The sequence below is a fragment of the Vibrio hippocampi genome (assembly GCF_921292975.1).
In the GTDB taxonomy this organism is placed as follows: domain Bacteria; phylum Pseudomonadota; class Gammaproteobacteria; order Enterobacterales; family Vibrionaceae; genus Vibrio; species Vibrio hippocampi.
Genome location: NZ_CAKLCM010000002.1, coordinates 930,191 through 943,480, shown reverse-complemented (window position 1 = coordinate 943,480; position 13,290 = coordinate 930,191). Strand labels below are relative to the sequence as shown.

The 13,290-nt window shown below is 44.9% G+C and carries 12 protein-coding genes; 10 read left to right on the top strand and 2 right to left on the bottom strand.

Annotation, left to right across the window (positions count from 1 at the left end):
- Positions 1–122: 122 nt before the first annotated feature.
- From L9Q39_RS06680 to L9Q39_RS06655, 6 genes are all read left to right on the top strand, one after another.
- Complete coding sequence (locus L9Q39_RS06680) at positions 123–800, top strand: DUF3334 family protein (RefSeq protein WP_237484320.1); 678 nt, start codon at positions 123–125, stop codon at positions 798–800.
- Positions 801–942: 142 nt separating this feature from the next.
- Positions 943–1,626: a DUF2786 domain-containing protein gene (locus tag L9Q39_RS06675; protein WP_237484319.1), complete on the top strand. Its 684-nt coding sequence runs from the start codon at positions 943–945 to the stop codon at positions 1,624–1,626.
- 42 nt (positions 1,627–1,668) lie between these two features.
- Positions 1,669–2,694 (top strand): tetratricopeptide repeat protein, encoded by a 1,026-nt coding sequence (locus L9Q39_RS06670; RefSeq protein WP_237484318.1) that lies wholly within the window; start codon positions 1,669–1,671, stop codon positions 2,692–2,694.
- Between the two features lie 182 nt (positions 2,695–2,876).
- Positions 2,877–3,077: a hypothetical protein gene (locus L9Q39_RS06665; protein ID WP_237484317.1), complete on the top strand. Its 201-nt coding sequence runs from the start codon at positions 2,877–2,879 to the stop codon at positions 3,075–3,077.
- 218 nt (positions 3,078–3,295) lie between these two features.
- Complete coding sequence (locus L9Q39_RS06660; RefSeq protein WP_237484316.1) at positions 3,296–3,691, top strand: hypothetical protein; 396 nt, start codon at positions 3,296–3,298, stop codon at positions 3,689–3,691.
- Between the two features lie 337 nt (positions 3,692–4,028).
- Positions 4,029–5,135 carry a phosphoribosylaminoimidazolesuccinocarboxamide synthase gene (locus L9Q39_RS06655; protein WP_237484315.1) on the top strand — a complete coding sequence of 369 codons (1,107 nt, stop codon included), beginning with the start codon at positions 4,029–4,031 and terminating at the stop codon, positions 5,133–5,135.
- Between the two features lie 223 nt (positions 5,136–5,358).
- Here L9Q39_RS06655 and L9Q39_RS06650 read toward each other — a convergent pair whose 3' ends face one another.
- The gene (locus L9Q39_RS06650; RefSeq protein ID WP_237484314.1) at positions 5,359–5,751 is read right to left on the bottom strand and encodes a transporter; all 393 of its coding nucleotides are present in this window, start codon (positions 5,749–5,751) and stop codon (positions 5,359–5,361) included.
- A gap of 207 nt (positions 5,752–5,958) precedes the next feature.
- Positions 5,959–8,304 carry a helicase-related protein gene (locus L9Q39_RS06645; RefSeq protein ID WP_237484313.1) on the bottom strand — a complete coding sequence of 782 codons (2,346 nt, stop codon included), beginning with the start codon at positions 8,302–8,304 and terminating at the stop codon, positions 5,959–5,961.
- Between the two features lie 213 nt (positions 8,305–8,517).
- On the opposite strand from L9Q39_RS06645, the gene L9Q39_RS06640 reads away from it, so the two are divergent.
- From L9Q39_RS06640 to trxB, 4 genes are all read left to right on the top strand, one after another.
- Positions 8,518–10,206 carry an NAD-dependent malic enzyme gene (locus tag L9Q39_RS06640; RefSeq protein WP_237484312.1) on the top strand — a complete coding sequence of 563 codons (1,689 nt, stop codon included), beginning with the start codon at positions 8,518–8,520 and terminating at the stop codon, positions 10,204–10,206.
- Positions 10,207–10,458: 252 nt separating this feature from the next.
- On the top strand, positions 10,459–11,193 hold the full coding sequence (locus tag L9Q39_RS06635) for a SanA/YdcF family protein (RefSeq protein ID WP_237484311.1): 735 nt from the start codon (positions 10,459–10,461) through the stop codon (positions 11,191–11,193).
- Positions 11,194–11,237: 44 nt separating this feature from the next.
- Positions 11,238–12,071 carry a DUF2797 domain-containing protein gene (locus tag L9Q39_RS06630; protein ID WP_237484310.1) on the top strand — a complete coding sequence of 278 codons (834 nt, stop codon included), beginning with the start codon at positions 11,238–11,240 and terminating at the stop codon, positions 12,069–12,071.
- A 197-nt stretch (positions 12,072–12,268) separates the two neighbouring features.
- Positions 12,269–13,231, top strand: coding sequence for a thioredoxin-disulfide reductase (trxB, locus tag L9Q39_RS06625; RefSeq protein ID WP_237484309.1), 963 nt, complete (start codon positions 12,269–12,271; stop codon positions 13,229–13,231).
- Positions 13,232–13,290 lie beyond the last annotated feature (59 nt).

The window sequence follows — 13,290 nt, the reverse complement described above, 5'->3', positions numbered from 1 at the left end:
CAACAAATAAAATGTGATCAAATCTTAAACTCACATTGCAAGAGACTGTTCGCCACTTTTCAAGCGGGTCACTTCATGACACACTCGGCAACAGAAAAACAAAAACAACTTTGCGGTACATCATGAAAAAAACTAAAGTCGTTACCACCGAAGACATTCTTCTAAAGCTGTGTCAATCCGTCTCTTCGGTCCTTACTTCAGCTTCTCAGTCTAAAGTGACCTATTCAGCTATGGTTCAAAAGATCCCTAAAACAACACTTAAGCCTGACTTCGGCTGCTTCGTGTTGTTTGATGGCGGTTTCTCTGGGCTGGTCGTTATTAACTTCACCTCTCAAGCCGCGCTTGAACTGTATCACAACTACATGATCAGCATGGGTATGCCAAAAGAAGAGCTGGCTATTCACCACAATGCGGATGATGTTGGTAACGTATTAGGCGAACTAATGAACCAACTTGTTGGTGACTTTACTAGTAAGGTACGTAAAGAACTACAAACAAACATCACTCAAAACCAACCTAAAATGATGTCCATCAATAAGCAGGTTGTACTCTCGGTTGATACTAACTTAGAGCGTCCACAAGCAAGACGGGTAACTTTCTCTACTGAGGGTAACAACATCTTTTACCTTGAGTTTGCTATGGACAAAACCGAATTTATTCAAATGGAAGAATTTGAAGTTCAACCAGAAGAAACACCTGATGACATCATCGAACAGCAACGCGCAGCGAAACAAGAGCGTGAGATGCTGAGTTCAAAAGAGGATGACAATCAAGACTTATTGGATGAGTTGGGTATCTAACTCAAATCCTTACCAATAGTGACCAAGAGGGTGCCGAATAGGCGCCCTCTTTTCGTTTACGACGCCGCTGCGACTTTAACTTTTTAGTAAAAATCGTTAAAATAGCTGCCTTTTCTTTTGCGGTAGAGATTTAATTTTGTCGGTGGATAAGCAAAAAGCCCTTAAAAAAATTGCTAAGTGTTTAGAACTTGGTAATTCAGCTAACGTTAACGAAGCTGCAAACGCCATTAAAATGGCTCATCGCTTGATGCTCAAGTATGGTCTTGATAAAGACGACATCGAATTCATTAAGATGGGTAAAACCCAATCGACTCACCTCTTGCCGACGAGCATTAGTTCAACCTTGTTGCGCATTATTCGCGGCATCAATACCAAGTTTGGTGTCGAGGCAGTGTTGTTAAATCACAAAGGACTAAAGCGCGTTGAGTATATTGGTGAAGCTGACCGTGCCATTTTTGCTGCGTTTGCGTTTGATATTATTTATCGCGAGATGAATGAACAAACGGGTCAATTCCGCAACAGCTTTGCAGGCTCAGGGAAGTCGACCACTGAAGTCACAAGGCGCGTCAATTCATTCGTTTCTGGTTGGATTGAGGGCGCGCTCGAAAAACTTCCCGTGATAACACCAGATGATGAGTCTGCCAATAAGATCAACAATTACATCGACAAAGAGTTTAAAAACATTGATCGCGAAACTTTTAAGCAACAGCTCAAAGAGGCGATGAAGAATATTACCGCCGACTACGAAGTTGGATTAAAAAAAGGTCGCACTGTCTCAGTTAATCGCCCAATTGATGGTGCTCAAGCACCGAAGATGTTGAAATAGCCACGACGAATCGGACAGTTCAAGGAGTGAAACCGGTCATCTATGTATCGACATCTAACGCGAATTAATCTCTCTGGGCTACTTGTGCTCACCGCTTCATGGAGCTGCATAGCCGCACCATCCGTCGCCCAACTTGAACAACTCGCAGCAAGCAACGACCCTCAAGCCCAATATCAATTGGGCTTAGCTTATGAAACCGGTGAAGGCGTTAATAAAAACTTGGTAGAAGCCACCAAGTGGTACCGCATCGCCAGTGACAACGGACATCAGGCGGCTCGCTTTAACTATGCTCAGGCATTGGAACTCGGCACAGGGACCAAGCGAAATCCCAGCAAGGCGGCACTGCTTTATACTCAATTAGCGGTAACGGGACAAAACGCTGCCTTCGCCAAGTTAGGTAATCTCTACAGCCAATTTGATATTGAGATCCCATTAGAAGATCAAGCGGTACTTTGGTATCACTTAGCCAGTGAAGACTCCCCTCAATACCAAGACGCCTACAACCAAGCGCTGCAACGTCAATATAATGCCCGTCAAAAGCGCCAAGTTGATGCCTTGCAGCAAAAAGAGCAACAGACCCTAAGCGCGCCACTCGAAGTCATTGATGCCACTCCAATAAAAAGCAACGCGCCTTTCCCTTGGTTGCACTTAATGTACTTATTGTTGATAGGAATACTGTCGGCGCTATTCATCACTCGAGAATTTCGCCGTAGACAGCGCACCAGCGCAAGTGAACAATCGACCCAACAATTAAGACAGCAAATAGAACTTCAACAGCAGAAAATCAAACAACTGACAAAGCATATCAAGATCATAAGCGAACGTTACCAAAACGTTGCCAATGACCAACCCACCTCTCCTGACGCACAACTGCAACTCGCCTACGCGCGATTTGGTTTCGACTTTGCTGATAGACAGAACCTCACGATTCGTCATTTGAAACAGCGATATAAAAAACTTTCCCGCGTATACCATCCTGATGCGCAAGGCAGTGAAGAAGAAATGAAGCAGTTAAACCTTGCTCTGGATGTCATTCTTAATCGAATCAAGCAAAACCGTAAAGCGTAGCGGATCAGTGATAGTATTTATTTTACTTATTGAAATTATTGACCTTTCTAATTAATCATACAAATACTGTGATCACGCTTGAGTAAATGACACGGATTGAAACGTTATCGTCACCGAGTTAGCACGACTATGTAATAATGCAGCGCGACAATACTAAAGCAATTCTACTAACGAGGATAACCATGCGTACTTTTTCTATAGCGGGTGTTTGTGATTGGTGTAAGAAACCGAGTATGGTCACCAAGCACGAATATGTCGACGGCAAATGCAACCATTCATGCCAAGAATGCAACGACATCGCTACTCTTGATGTTCGACAATTTAATCTCGAAGAGCTGGCAATTAGAGCCAAGCACGCCGAAACGCTTCTCCAAGCCAGTTAAAAACAAAAACGCCTCTGCTAAAGAGGCGTTTTTGTTTCTACACTCCTAAAGATTCCACAGCCCAACCTCCCGCCCTAGCGCCTAATTTCTATAACCTAGCGACCTTCCCCTAAATCCTGCCGACAAAAAAATAACCATTTTTGGTAAAAATTGCTTGATTTATCCGCAAAACAACAATACTGTATATTCATACAGTATGTATATAAGGACAGCAAATCATGCATTCTCAAAACATTTACACCGGTTACAAGCAAGCATCAAACACGGTAAGCGCTACTGCTCGCCAAGCCTCACTATTGAACGATGATATCCTTTGTAAAGTGAACCAATTGATTAGCAAAAAACAGTGGGTATTAATGACTGCTGAGTGTCCTCGTCCTACTATGGCACAAGTCAGCCGCTTCCATGCATTAGGTCAAAATATGGTTCAAATGAAACCATCCCACACATTGAATCAATTCCAAGTGGTTGAGAAAGCGATTCGCTCTGGCAATGCTTGTGCTGTGATTGCTAATGGCACTTTCTCTACCTCAGAACAGGCGCGCCTTCATACCTTAGCGATTGAATTTGACTGTGAACTTATCTATCTCAATAGCGCGCACCGCCTGCACTAACTTGTTGTTAAACTGTCGCGACGTTCAGATCGGCTACAGCTCTATTTTCAAATTGACGGTATGATTGTCACCCGTAAATCGTCGAACGAGCGTTAGACGCACCACCCGTATTGCTGGCTGTTACCCTGCTAATTTTGCTGTCCTAATTCACCCTAGCCTATTCATAGGGTGAATTTTAATCACTCCCGCCCCCGAATTAACACAAATTGCGCAAACGTTTGCTATTTCTCTGGCAGCGAATAATAGTTCTGGTATTATGCGTGGCATGTAAACGAGCGATTATGCTTTTTGTCCTTTGTCGTATATTTCGACACCAACTATAGATAGGAATGTCTACATGAGCCTTGCTAACCAAGTTCTTGCTGTTAACGACGATCTTCCCATTCGCACCGACAAGCCGGTACATAGCGGAAAAGTACGATCCGTCTATTGGTTAACTGAAGAAGATAGCCGTCGCCTAATCAAACAGAAAGGTTACGACGTTGCTGAAGATGCACCACTCGCCATTATGGTGATCAGCGACCGCATCTCTGCCTTTGACTGCATTTGGCATGGTGAGGGCGGAATTAAAGGTGTACCTGGAAAAGGCGCAGCACTGAATGCTATCTCAAATCACTGGTTCAGCCTGTTTAAACAACAAGGTCTTGCAGACAGCCATATTCTAGATATTCCCCACCCATTTGTTTGGATTGTACAAAAAGCGCGCCCAGTGATGATCGAGGCGATCTGCCGCCAATACATTACTGGCTCTATGTGGCGAGCTTATGAGAAAGGCGAACGCGAGTTCTGCGGTATCACACTACCAGAAGGCTTGGCAAAAGATAGCAAACTTGATGATGTGCTTATCACCCCATCTACAAAGGGCATTTTACGTGGTATTCCTGACGTGCCAGAAGCGGACGATGTGAATATTACCCGCAGCAATATTAGCGATAATTATCAAGCGTTCAACTTTACCCAAGCACAAGATATTGACCGCTATGAACAGCTGCTTAAAGAAGGTTTCTCACTGATCAGTAATGCGCTCGAAAATATTGAGCAAACCTTTGTTGATACCAAGTTTGAATTTGGCTATGTCACTGACGCAAGTGGCAATGAAAAGCTGATCTATATGGATGAGGTAGGTACACCGGATTCATCGCGTATTTGGGATACACAAGCTTATCAAGACGGTGACATTGTTGAAAACTCCAAAGAAGGTTTCCGTCAGTTCCTACTGAATTACTTCCCTGATCCCGACATCTTGCTCAACAAAGAACGCATGCCTGAACGCGAAGCCCTTGCGAAAGATAATGCGCTACCGCTTAAAGCATTAATGGATGTTTCTGACACTTATGTCGGTATTGCCGAGAAAATCACTGGTCAGAAAATAGTACTGAGTGACGATCCTAAGCAAGAAATCATCGATATTTTAAGAAGCCAATACGATCTTATTCAAGATTAACTAACTTAAATTGCGGCATTAAAAACGACAAAGAGAGGATTAAATCCTCTCTTTGTTTATTTAGCTTTTTTTACCTAGCATGGTTAAGCCAACAAGCAAAACACTAACAAATACAAAAGTAGCGATAAAACCCAGTTGTTGTTACTCGGCAATATCTCTCAAAAGGTGACAATTAAAGTCATGCTTTCCACGCTAGTTGTTAATACTCCCCCACTAACGTCAGTTACATCATAGGCAAGATAGATACAACAAGGTCATCATTACCTACCATGGGCGAAATGTTGACTAACGCTCGCTGCTCAATCGACGCAATTTGCCCCTGTTCAAGCGCGTAAGGCATCGCGATCTTTAGCGCATTCACCTGATATTGACGAGCTAACTTCATTAACTCGACCAAATTTTCCTCATCGCTATGACCACAAGCTAACGAAGTAAACGCTTGGTCAAAAAGTCTATCGTGGGTATTCAATGTATCTTCATTATATTGATTTGACTTGAAGCCAAAACTCGGTGCGATTGCAGAAAACAACTCGAGAAAAGTCCATTTTTTACTGCAGGACGCTCCTAAGAAACTGGTATAGTCAAATTCCACTTCCACACTGTCTTTGTTGCACATAATCACTCCAGATTAGAGAACACCGACCGTTACTATTAGTGATGATGTTGCATAGCGCAATAGGATATAAAAAAATAATCTTTATTACAGAGATTAACTCCAAGACGTGTATAAAAATGCTTTTTTTGCAACATCAAAGAAACCAATTTGCTGCATAGTATTACTGGAAAATAACCAATGACTCACTCTGTTATCTACTGATATTTTTCACTTTATATCGATCACTCGACTGGCTTTTTGATACTTAATTCGCCACCCCGACCAGACCGGCAACTCTTTCCGTTTAGGGTCCTCTTTTCGAGCGCCCGACTCATAAGTCAATTTCACCAGTTTTGCTTTAGCTAAATACTCCACCGATAACGTCAGTCCGCTCAGGATCACTTTAAGCGGGAAACGCTGAGCAAAGTCGTCATATTCCCAATCCGGAATCCCCTCAAAACTAAAATCTTCGGCTTCAATCAACTCAAGATCATCCCACTGTGTCACCCCAAGATCGTTCAGTTGCTTCTCAAACCAAGCCTTTAGATCGATATCTTGCATTTGAAACGACGGAGAGGATAGTGTTTGATAAAGCTGCCAATGATACTGTTTTTGATACATGGCTTGCGCCAGTTCAGGATAGCGCTCTCCTGCACATATCTGGTCTGCTATCACACCACAGATATGCTCTGTTGCCAGTTCGCCCTGCCGAGTGGCAATGGTGCGCCCGGCATAAACCAGTTTTTCTTGAGACACCATGCCATGCTCGGTATCAAGCAGTCCATCTGCCTGCCATTGTCCCAGATTTAATGCAGCAACTTGCTTAAACGATACTGGCATCATCACAGTCGCCAGGGTTAGCGTCTGTTTTACTCCGCGTCCCGGTAGGCTATGAGTATCTAACACCAAGGCGGCTTCAAAATCAGCAGGAATACGCGTCTCCCTTGGGAGCAAGGCTTCTATCTGACCGTTGGACATCGCATCTTGACGCTTTTCACGTCGAACAAACAGCAGCGTGGCGTTCGCTAATACGATCTGTTCAATCAATGCCTCTCTTTGATAACGAGAGGCGACTTCAAGGCGCGGTAGTTGATACAATTCTCGCATCTGTTCCGACAATCCTTGCGCTTCAAGACATCGTTCCTTATCAAGAGTCACGCCAGTAAACTCTCGCCCCCGAACCAAGCTAATGAGCAATTGCACATCACAACCAAACGGCTCTTGTTTCGCCAGTTGTTCACGTTGCTGTTCGTTATTTGATACTTGGTATAACCGCCCAGCAACACTGAGCGCGGCGACCAGATCGATACACGCCTCCTGAGTGGCTTTGCTTGCCATCTTGTTGACTAAATCTGCATACAGAATATCGACGGGAAGTGGCGCAAGTCGCCGACCATGCTCAGTAATAACGCCTTGTTCATCGAGTGCTCCAAGATCCAGTAACTGCTTATTGGCGCTATCCAAGGTCTTCTGCGGTAACGGATCAAGAAACCTTAATTGAGGCAATGAATAGTGACAACTTGCTGCTGCCAACATCGGCTCAGTCAGCGCCTCACGCTGCAACTCCGGCGGTGTCGTTTTAATTAATGCCGCGTGTTGACCGTACAAGCGAATGCATCGTCCATGCATCACACGCCCTGCCCGACCCGCTCGTTGTTTGGCACTACTTTGAGAAATATGGCTGAGCATTAAGGTGGTGCGACCATTTCGTTGCTGGTTTCTGCGCTCTAAACCCGAGTCAATCACCAAACTAATATTGGGAATAGTCAAAGACGTTTCAGCCACATTGGTGGCAAGGACAATTTTTTGCTGTGACTGTTGTGATAGCGCAAGATTTCGTTCTGCATCAGTGACGCTGGCGTGGAGAGGCACCACTAGAACATGGTCGAGCTTAGCTCGTAGGATTTGCATCGCCTGCTGGATCTCTTTTCGTCCGGGAACAAACACCAAGATATCGCCTTGCTGTTTATCTAGTTGCTCCAGCACTTGCTCGGCAATACGCGTATCAAGATGTCGTGCGTCAGGAAGATGCGAGCTATCTTTTGCCGCATACTCAATGGTGACCTCATAATTGCGTCCTTGAGCAGTCAAGCGTTTAGCATCAAAGTAACGGGCGAGCTTTTCTCCCTCAATGGTGGCAGAAGTGATCACCACTCTATGCTTTTGATGATGTTTCAACATAGCGACTAACAGGTCCGTGTCCCAGCGCCTTTCATGAAATTCATCGACTATAATGGTGCTAAATTGCGCTAACCTATCCTGTTCAAACCAACGCAGCGCCACACCCGGTGTTGCGAATACCACTTTCGTCCGCTCGGTGAAGCAACTGGCAAGCTTAATCGCATAGCCTATGGTTTCTCCCTCTTGTTCATTCAGGGTCTGAGCTAAATGACTCGCTAACGAAGTACACGCAATACGGCGCGGTTCAATCACCAAAACGCGACCGCTCTCCATTGCCCAAAGTGGTAAACGAGTCGATTTACCGGATCCAGTTTCTGCTTCGACGATTAAATGATCAGTTTTCAGGGCAGATTGAAATTGTTGCTGTATGGAATCGATCGGTAATGAGGTCATGCGGCTATATCGTGGTTCAACGTGATGATTAGACCCAGCAGCATATCAAACCCGCGCCCAAATGCCCATTTCACCGTATTGTTCAAAAGGGCAACAAACACACTCAATTAGCCGCAGTAAGTGCGGTGATAAGATCGCGAAAACACTGGAAATATGTTAATTTATGCACCACATTGTTATCTAATCCCTAATTGTCCCACATCTAGGAAAACCATGAACAAACGACCACTTTATATCCCTTTTGCGGGTTCGGCATTACTCAGCACTCCATTACTCAACAAAGGCAGTGGCTTCACCGCTGAAGAGCGTCGCTCATTCAACCTTGAAGGCTTATTGCCAGAGAATACCGAAACCATTCAAGAGCAGGTAGAACGTGCTTACCAGCAATACATCAGTTTCGAAAACGATATGGACAAGCATATCTATCTACGAAACATTCAAGATACCAATGAAACGCTTTTCTATCGTTTAGTCCAAAACCACATTTCGGAGATGATGCCGATCATCTACACGCCAACTGTTGGCGCTGCGTGTGAGAAGTTCTCTAATATCTATCGTCGTGGTCGTGGCTTGTTTATCTCTTATCCCAACCGTGACCGAATTGATGACTTGTTGAATAATGCTCGGACACAAAACGTCAAAGTGATCGTGGTCACCGATGGTGAACGTATTTTAGGCTTGGGCGACCAAGGCATCGGTGGTATGGGGATCCCGATAGGTAAACTGGCGCTGTATACCGCTTGTGGTGGTATCAGTCCGGCTTATACTCTGCCTATCGTATTAGATGTGGGTACCAACAATCCGCAGCGCTTAGCCGATCGTATGTATATGGGCTGGCGTCACCCTCGTATTACTGGCGATGAATATAAGGCTTTTGTTGAAGACTTTATGCTGGCGGTGCAACGTCGTTGGCCTGATGCCTTGATCCAGTTTGAAGACTTCGCTCAGAAAAATGCCATGCCTTTACTAGAGCGATATAAAGACCGCTTCTGCTGTTTTAATGACGATATCCAAGGTACGGCGGCAGTGACTGTGGGTTCACTGCTGGCGGCATGTAAAGCGGCCAATAGCCAGCTATCGGAACAAACTATCGCGTTTCTTGGCGCGGGTTCTGCCGGTTGTGGTATTGCCGAAGCGATTATTGCTCAGATGGTGTCAGAAGGGATCAGTGATGAGCAAGCTCGCAGTCAAGTATTTATGATTGACCGTTGGGGACTATTACAAGAAGGGATGACTAACCTGCTCGACTTCCAGCAACGATTGGTGCAAAAAACCAGCACCACCGCCGCGTGGCAACACGAAGACCCAAGCCAAGGCTTCTCTTTGTTCGATGTCGTTAAAAATGCCAAACCAACCGTATTGATTGGCGTTTCCGGCGCTCCGGGGCTATTTAGTAAAGAAGTGGTTCAGGAGATGCACCAGCATTGTCAGCGCCCGATCATCTTCCCGCTATCCAACCCGACAAGTCGTGTCGAAGCCACGCCCAATGAGATCCTGCGTTGGACTAAAGGTCAGGCATTAGTCGCGACAGGCAGTCCGTTTGAGCCTGTGGTACTTGATGGTCAAACCTTCCCTATCGCTCAATGTAACAACAGCTACATTTTCCCGGGTATTGGTTTAGGGGTTCTTGCGACTCAAGCGTCAAGAGTCACCGATGAGATGCTAATGGAATCAAGCCGCGCATTAGCACTCTGCTCACCGCTGGCTAAAAATGGTCAAGGTAGATTGTTGCCGCCATTAGAAGAGATCCATCAAGTGTCTAAATTTATTGCTTTTGCGGTGGCGAAAAAAGCCATTGAGCAAGGTGTAGCGCTTGAGATCACCGATGACGCGTTACACGCTGCTATCGATGAGAACTTCTGGCAACCGGTTTATCGTCAATACAAGCGCACTGCTTTCTAAACCTTTCAATTCAGCGCCTCTATCCTTGATAGCAACCATTGATAGAGGCGACTTATCAATAATATCGATATTATCTACTCTCTCCCATCAAGCAGAGTCACTATACTGGATGGTATGGTTAAGGTAAGGTAACGTTTCGAGTTGGATAGAAATCAATCTTATAGCACCCATTTTTTAACTTAGGTTATGGGTTTTAATCTTGTAGTCGGGTAACCTACGTAAAATTTGTTGCGATGGGTTATAAAGGAATCAATGGATTTGGTCAGCAATAAACACAGTCATAAGACTCAACACTTTCAACGTTTACGCGTTTGGTTAAAGAGAGGTGTGATAGCGCTGTGTCTGCTGATTATTAGCTGTGCTGCGAGTGTGCTATTGATTGACCGTTGGATCAGTTGGCAAACAGACCAGCAGATTATCAATTCAATTGATGATGTCCAAGGTGTCGAAGTGGCGGTAATATTAGGGACCAGTAAATATCTGGGAAAAACCTTAAATCACTATTACCATCACCGAATTGATGCGGCGATTGAACTCTATCGACAAAACAAGATTACTCATTTCCTCCTCAGTGGCGACAATGCCCATCGTTCCTATAACGAACCTTGGACCATGAAACGTGATCTACTTCGAGCGGAGATCCCAGAATCTTCCATCCATTTAGATTATGCCGGTTTTCGAACCTTAGACTCGATCGTAAGAGCAAAGAAAATATTCGATACCAATAACTTCATCATTGTTACACAACGTTTTCACTGTGAGCGGGCGTTATTTATCGCCAACTACCACAACATCCAAGCACAGTGCCTTGCTGTGCCCGGACCAGCAACAGGCGCTTATAAGGTGCGATTGCGCGAAGTGTTTGCTCGCACTAAAGCCGTGTTGGATCTCTATATTATGAATACCCAACCTCGCTTCCTAGGTCCTAAAGAACCCATTGTGACTCACAGTCAAAACGAAGCTGAAGAGTCACTGAGCCAAAATTAATCAAACAGCCAATAATAAAATCAAAATATAACCAGAGTAATGTCATGTCTAAATTAGCAACCGGAACCTTAAGCAAAATGCGTGGTTCACTTGATTCTACCTTGAGCTATCGCCTACCCGTCGGCGATGAAGAAATTGAGTTGAATCGCTTTATTGGTCACACGCTTAGCCTACAGCACACAGGGAATATCTTTTGTAGTTCATGCGGGAAAAAAACCAAGAAGAGCTACTCTCAAGGGCACTGCTTTGTTTGTATGAAAAAACTCGCCAGTTGCGATATGTGTATTATGAAGCCTGAAACCTGTCACTATGAAGCGGGTACCTGCCGAGAACCACAATGGGGTGAAGATAACTGCATGGTTGACCACTATGTTTACCTTTCTAACACTTCAAGCTTAAAGGTGGGGATTACTCGTCATAGTCAAATTCCAACCCGCTGGATCGATCAAGGTGCCACTCAAGGTCTGCCGATACTTAAGGTCGCGACTCGATATATCTCTGGCTTGATTGAAGTGGAATTGGCCAAACACATTGCCGATAAAACCAATTGGCGAACGCTGCTAAAACAGGACGGTGAGCCACTTGACCTTGTCAGTCACGCTCAACAACTTCTCCCTTTGGTTGCCGATACCATCGCAGAGGTTCGTCAACGTTTTGGTGAAGAAAGTGTTCAGATATTGGATGATTCCATCACAGACATTGCCTTCCCTGTTGACGCTCACCCAACGAAAATTGTGTCACACAATTTTGATAAGCAGCCTTTGGTCACTGGCGTATTACAAGGCATTAAAGGTCAATATCTGATTTTTGACACTGGTGTGATCAATATAAGAAAGTTCACCTCCTACGAGGTCGAAGTCTTTGATGAAGTGCTATAAATATTAATAAAATTTTGCCCATAAACTCGGTGCAGGTTAATCAAGTGTTAGGCTTGATTCTAAAAACAATAACCCAATATAGTAACCAATAAGCCGAAAATAAACGGGCAAGGTCGACCTAAGGTCGCAACTAGAAATAGAACAATTGACACCCTGCTTTGAATGCGGGGCAAGATAATTAAATGTGAGAGTAAAGAATGGCCGACACTAAACACTGTAAATTACTGATCCTTGGCTCAGGTCCTGCGGGTTACACCGCCGCGGTCTATGCTGCCCGCGCTAACCTAAACCCTGTGTTAGTCACAGGCATGCAACAGGGCGGTCAGCTAACGACCACCACTGAGGTAGAAAACTGGCCGGGTGATGCCGAAGGGCTTACTGGTCCGGGTCTGATGGAACGCATGAAAGAACATGCTGAAAAATTTGAAACCGAGATCGTTTTCGATCATATCAACCAAGTCGACTTTTCTAGCCGCCCGTTCAAACTATTCGGTGATTCACAAGCTTACACTGCCGATGCGGTCATTATTTCGACTGGTGCGTCTGCAATGTATTTAGGTCTTGAGTCAGAAGAAGCATTCAAAGGTCGTGGCGTATCAGCCTGCGCAACCTGTGATGGATTTTTCTATCGCAATCAAAAAGTCGCCGTTGTCGGTGGTGGTAATACTGCGGTTGAAGAAGCGCTTTATCTGTCTAACATCGCCTCAGAAGTTCACCTTATCCATCGCAGAGACTCTTTCCGCGCCGAAAAGATCTTAGTAAAGCGCCTAATGGATAAAGTAGAAAACGGCAATATCGTATTGCATACCGACCGAACTCTAGAAGAAGTGGTTGGCGATGAGATGGGTGTTACCGGTGTTCGTATCAAAGACACCCAATCGGATGCAATAGAACAATTTGATGTGATGGGCGCCTTTATAGCTATCGGTCACCAGCCAAATACGGAATTGTTCGCAGATCAATTAGAAATGAACAACGGCTACATCATCGTTAATTCTGGTTTAGCAGGTAACGCCACTCAAACCAGCATACCCGGCGTCTTTGCCGCGGGCGATGTGATGGACCACAACTACCGTCAAGCGATCACCTCGGCGGGCACTGGTTGTATGGCAGCACTGGATGCAGAACGCTTCCTCGATGCCATGGACAGCAAAGGCTAACTTGCCTCAATTTATTCTTCCTATTGAATAACCTTAGAACCCAGCGGTATATCCGCTGG

Excerpts from the sequence above, each read along its gene's own strand:
- trxB (WP_237484309.1), top strand. The coding sequence starts at position 12,269 with ATGGCCGACACTAAACACTGTAAATTACTGATCCTTGGCTCAGGTCCT.
- L9Q39_RS06630 (WP_237484310.1), top strand. The coding sequence starts at position 11,238 with ATGTCTAAATTAGCAACCGGAACCTTAAGCAAAATGCGTGGTTCACTT.
- L9Q39_RS06650 (WP_237484314.1), bottom strand. The coding sequence starts at position 5,751 with ATGTGCAACAAAGACAGTGTGGAAGTGGAATTTGACTATACCAGTTTC.
- L9Q39_RS06660 (WP_237484316.1), top strand. The coding sequence starts at position 3,296 with ATGCATTCTCAAAACATTTACACCGGTTACAAGCAAGCATCAAACACG.
- L9Q39_RS06640 (WP_237484312.1), top strand. The coding sequence starts at position 8,518 with ATGAACAAACGACCACTTTATATCCCTTTTGCGGGTTCGGCATTACTC.
- L9Q39_RS06680 (WP_237484320.1), top strand. The coding sequence starts at position 123 with ATGAAAAAAACTAAAGTCGTTACCACCGAAGACATTCTTCTAAAGCTG.
- L9Q39_RS06670 (WP_237484318.1), top strand. The coding sequence starts at position 1,669 with ATGTATCGACATCTAACGCGAATTAATCTCTCTGGGCTACTTGTGCTC.
- L9Q39_RS06665 (WP_237484317.1), top strand. The coding sequence starts at position 2,877 with ATGCGTACTTTTTCTATAGCGGGTGTTTGTGATTGGTGTAAGAAACCG.
- L9Q39_RS06655 (WP_237484315.1), top strand. The coding sequence starts at position 4,029 with ATGAGCCTTGCTAACCAAGTTCTTGCTGTTAACGACGATCTTCCCATT.
- L9Q39_RS06645 (WP_237484313.1), bottom strand. The coding sequence starts at position 8,304 with ATGACCTCATTACCGATCGATTCCATACAGCAACAATTTCAATCTGCC.
- L9Q39_RS06635 (WP_237484311.1), top strand. The coding sequence starts at position 10,459 with ATGGATTTGGTCAGCAATAAACACAGTCATAAGACTCAACACTTTCAA.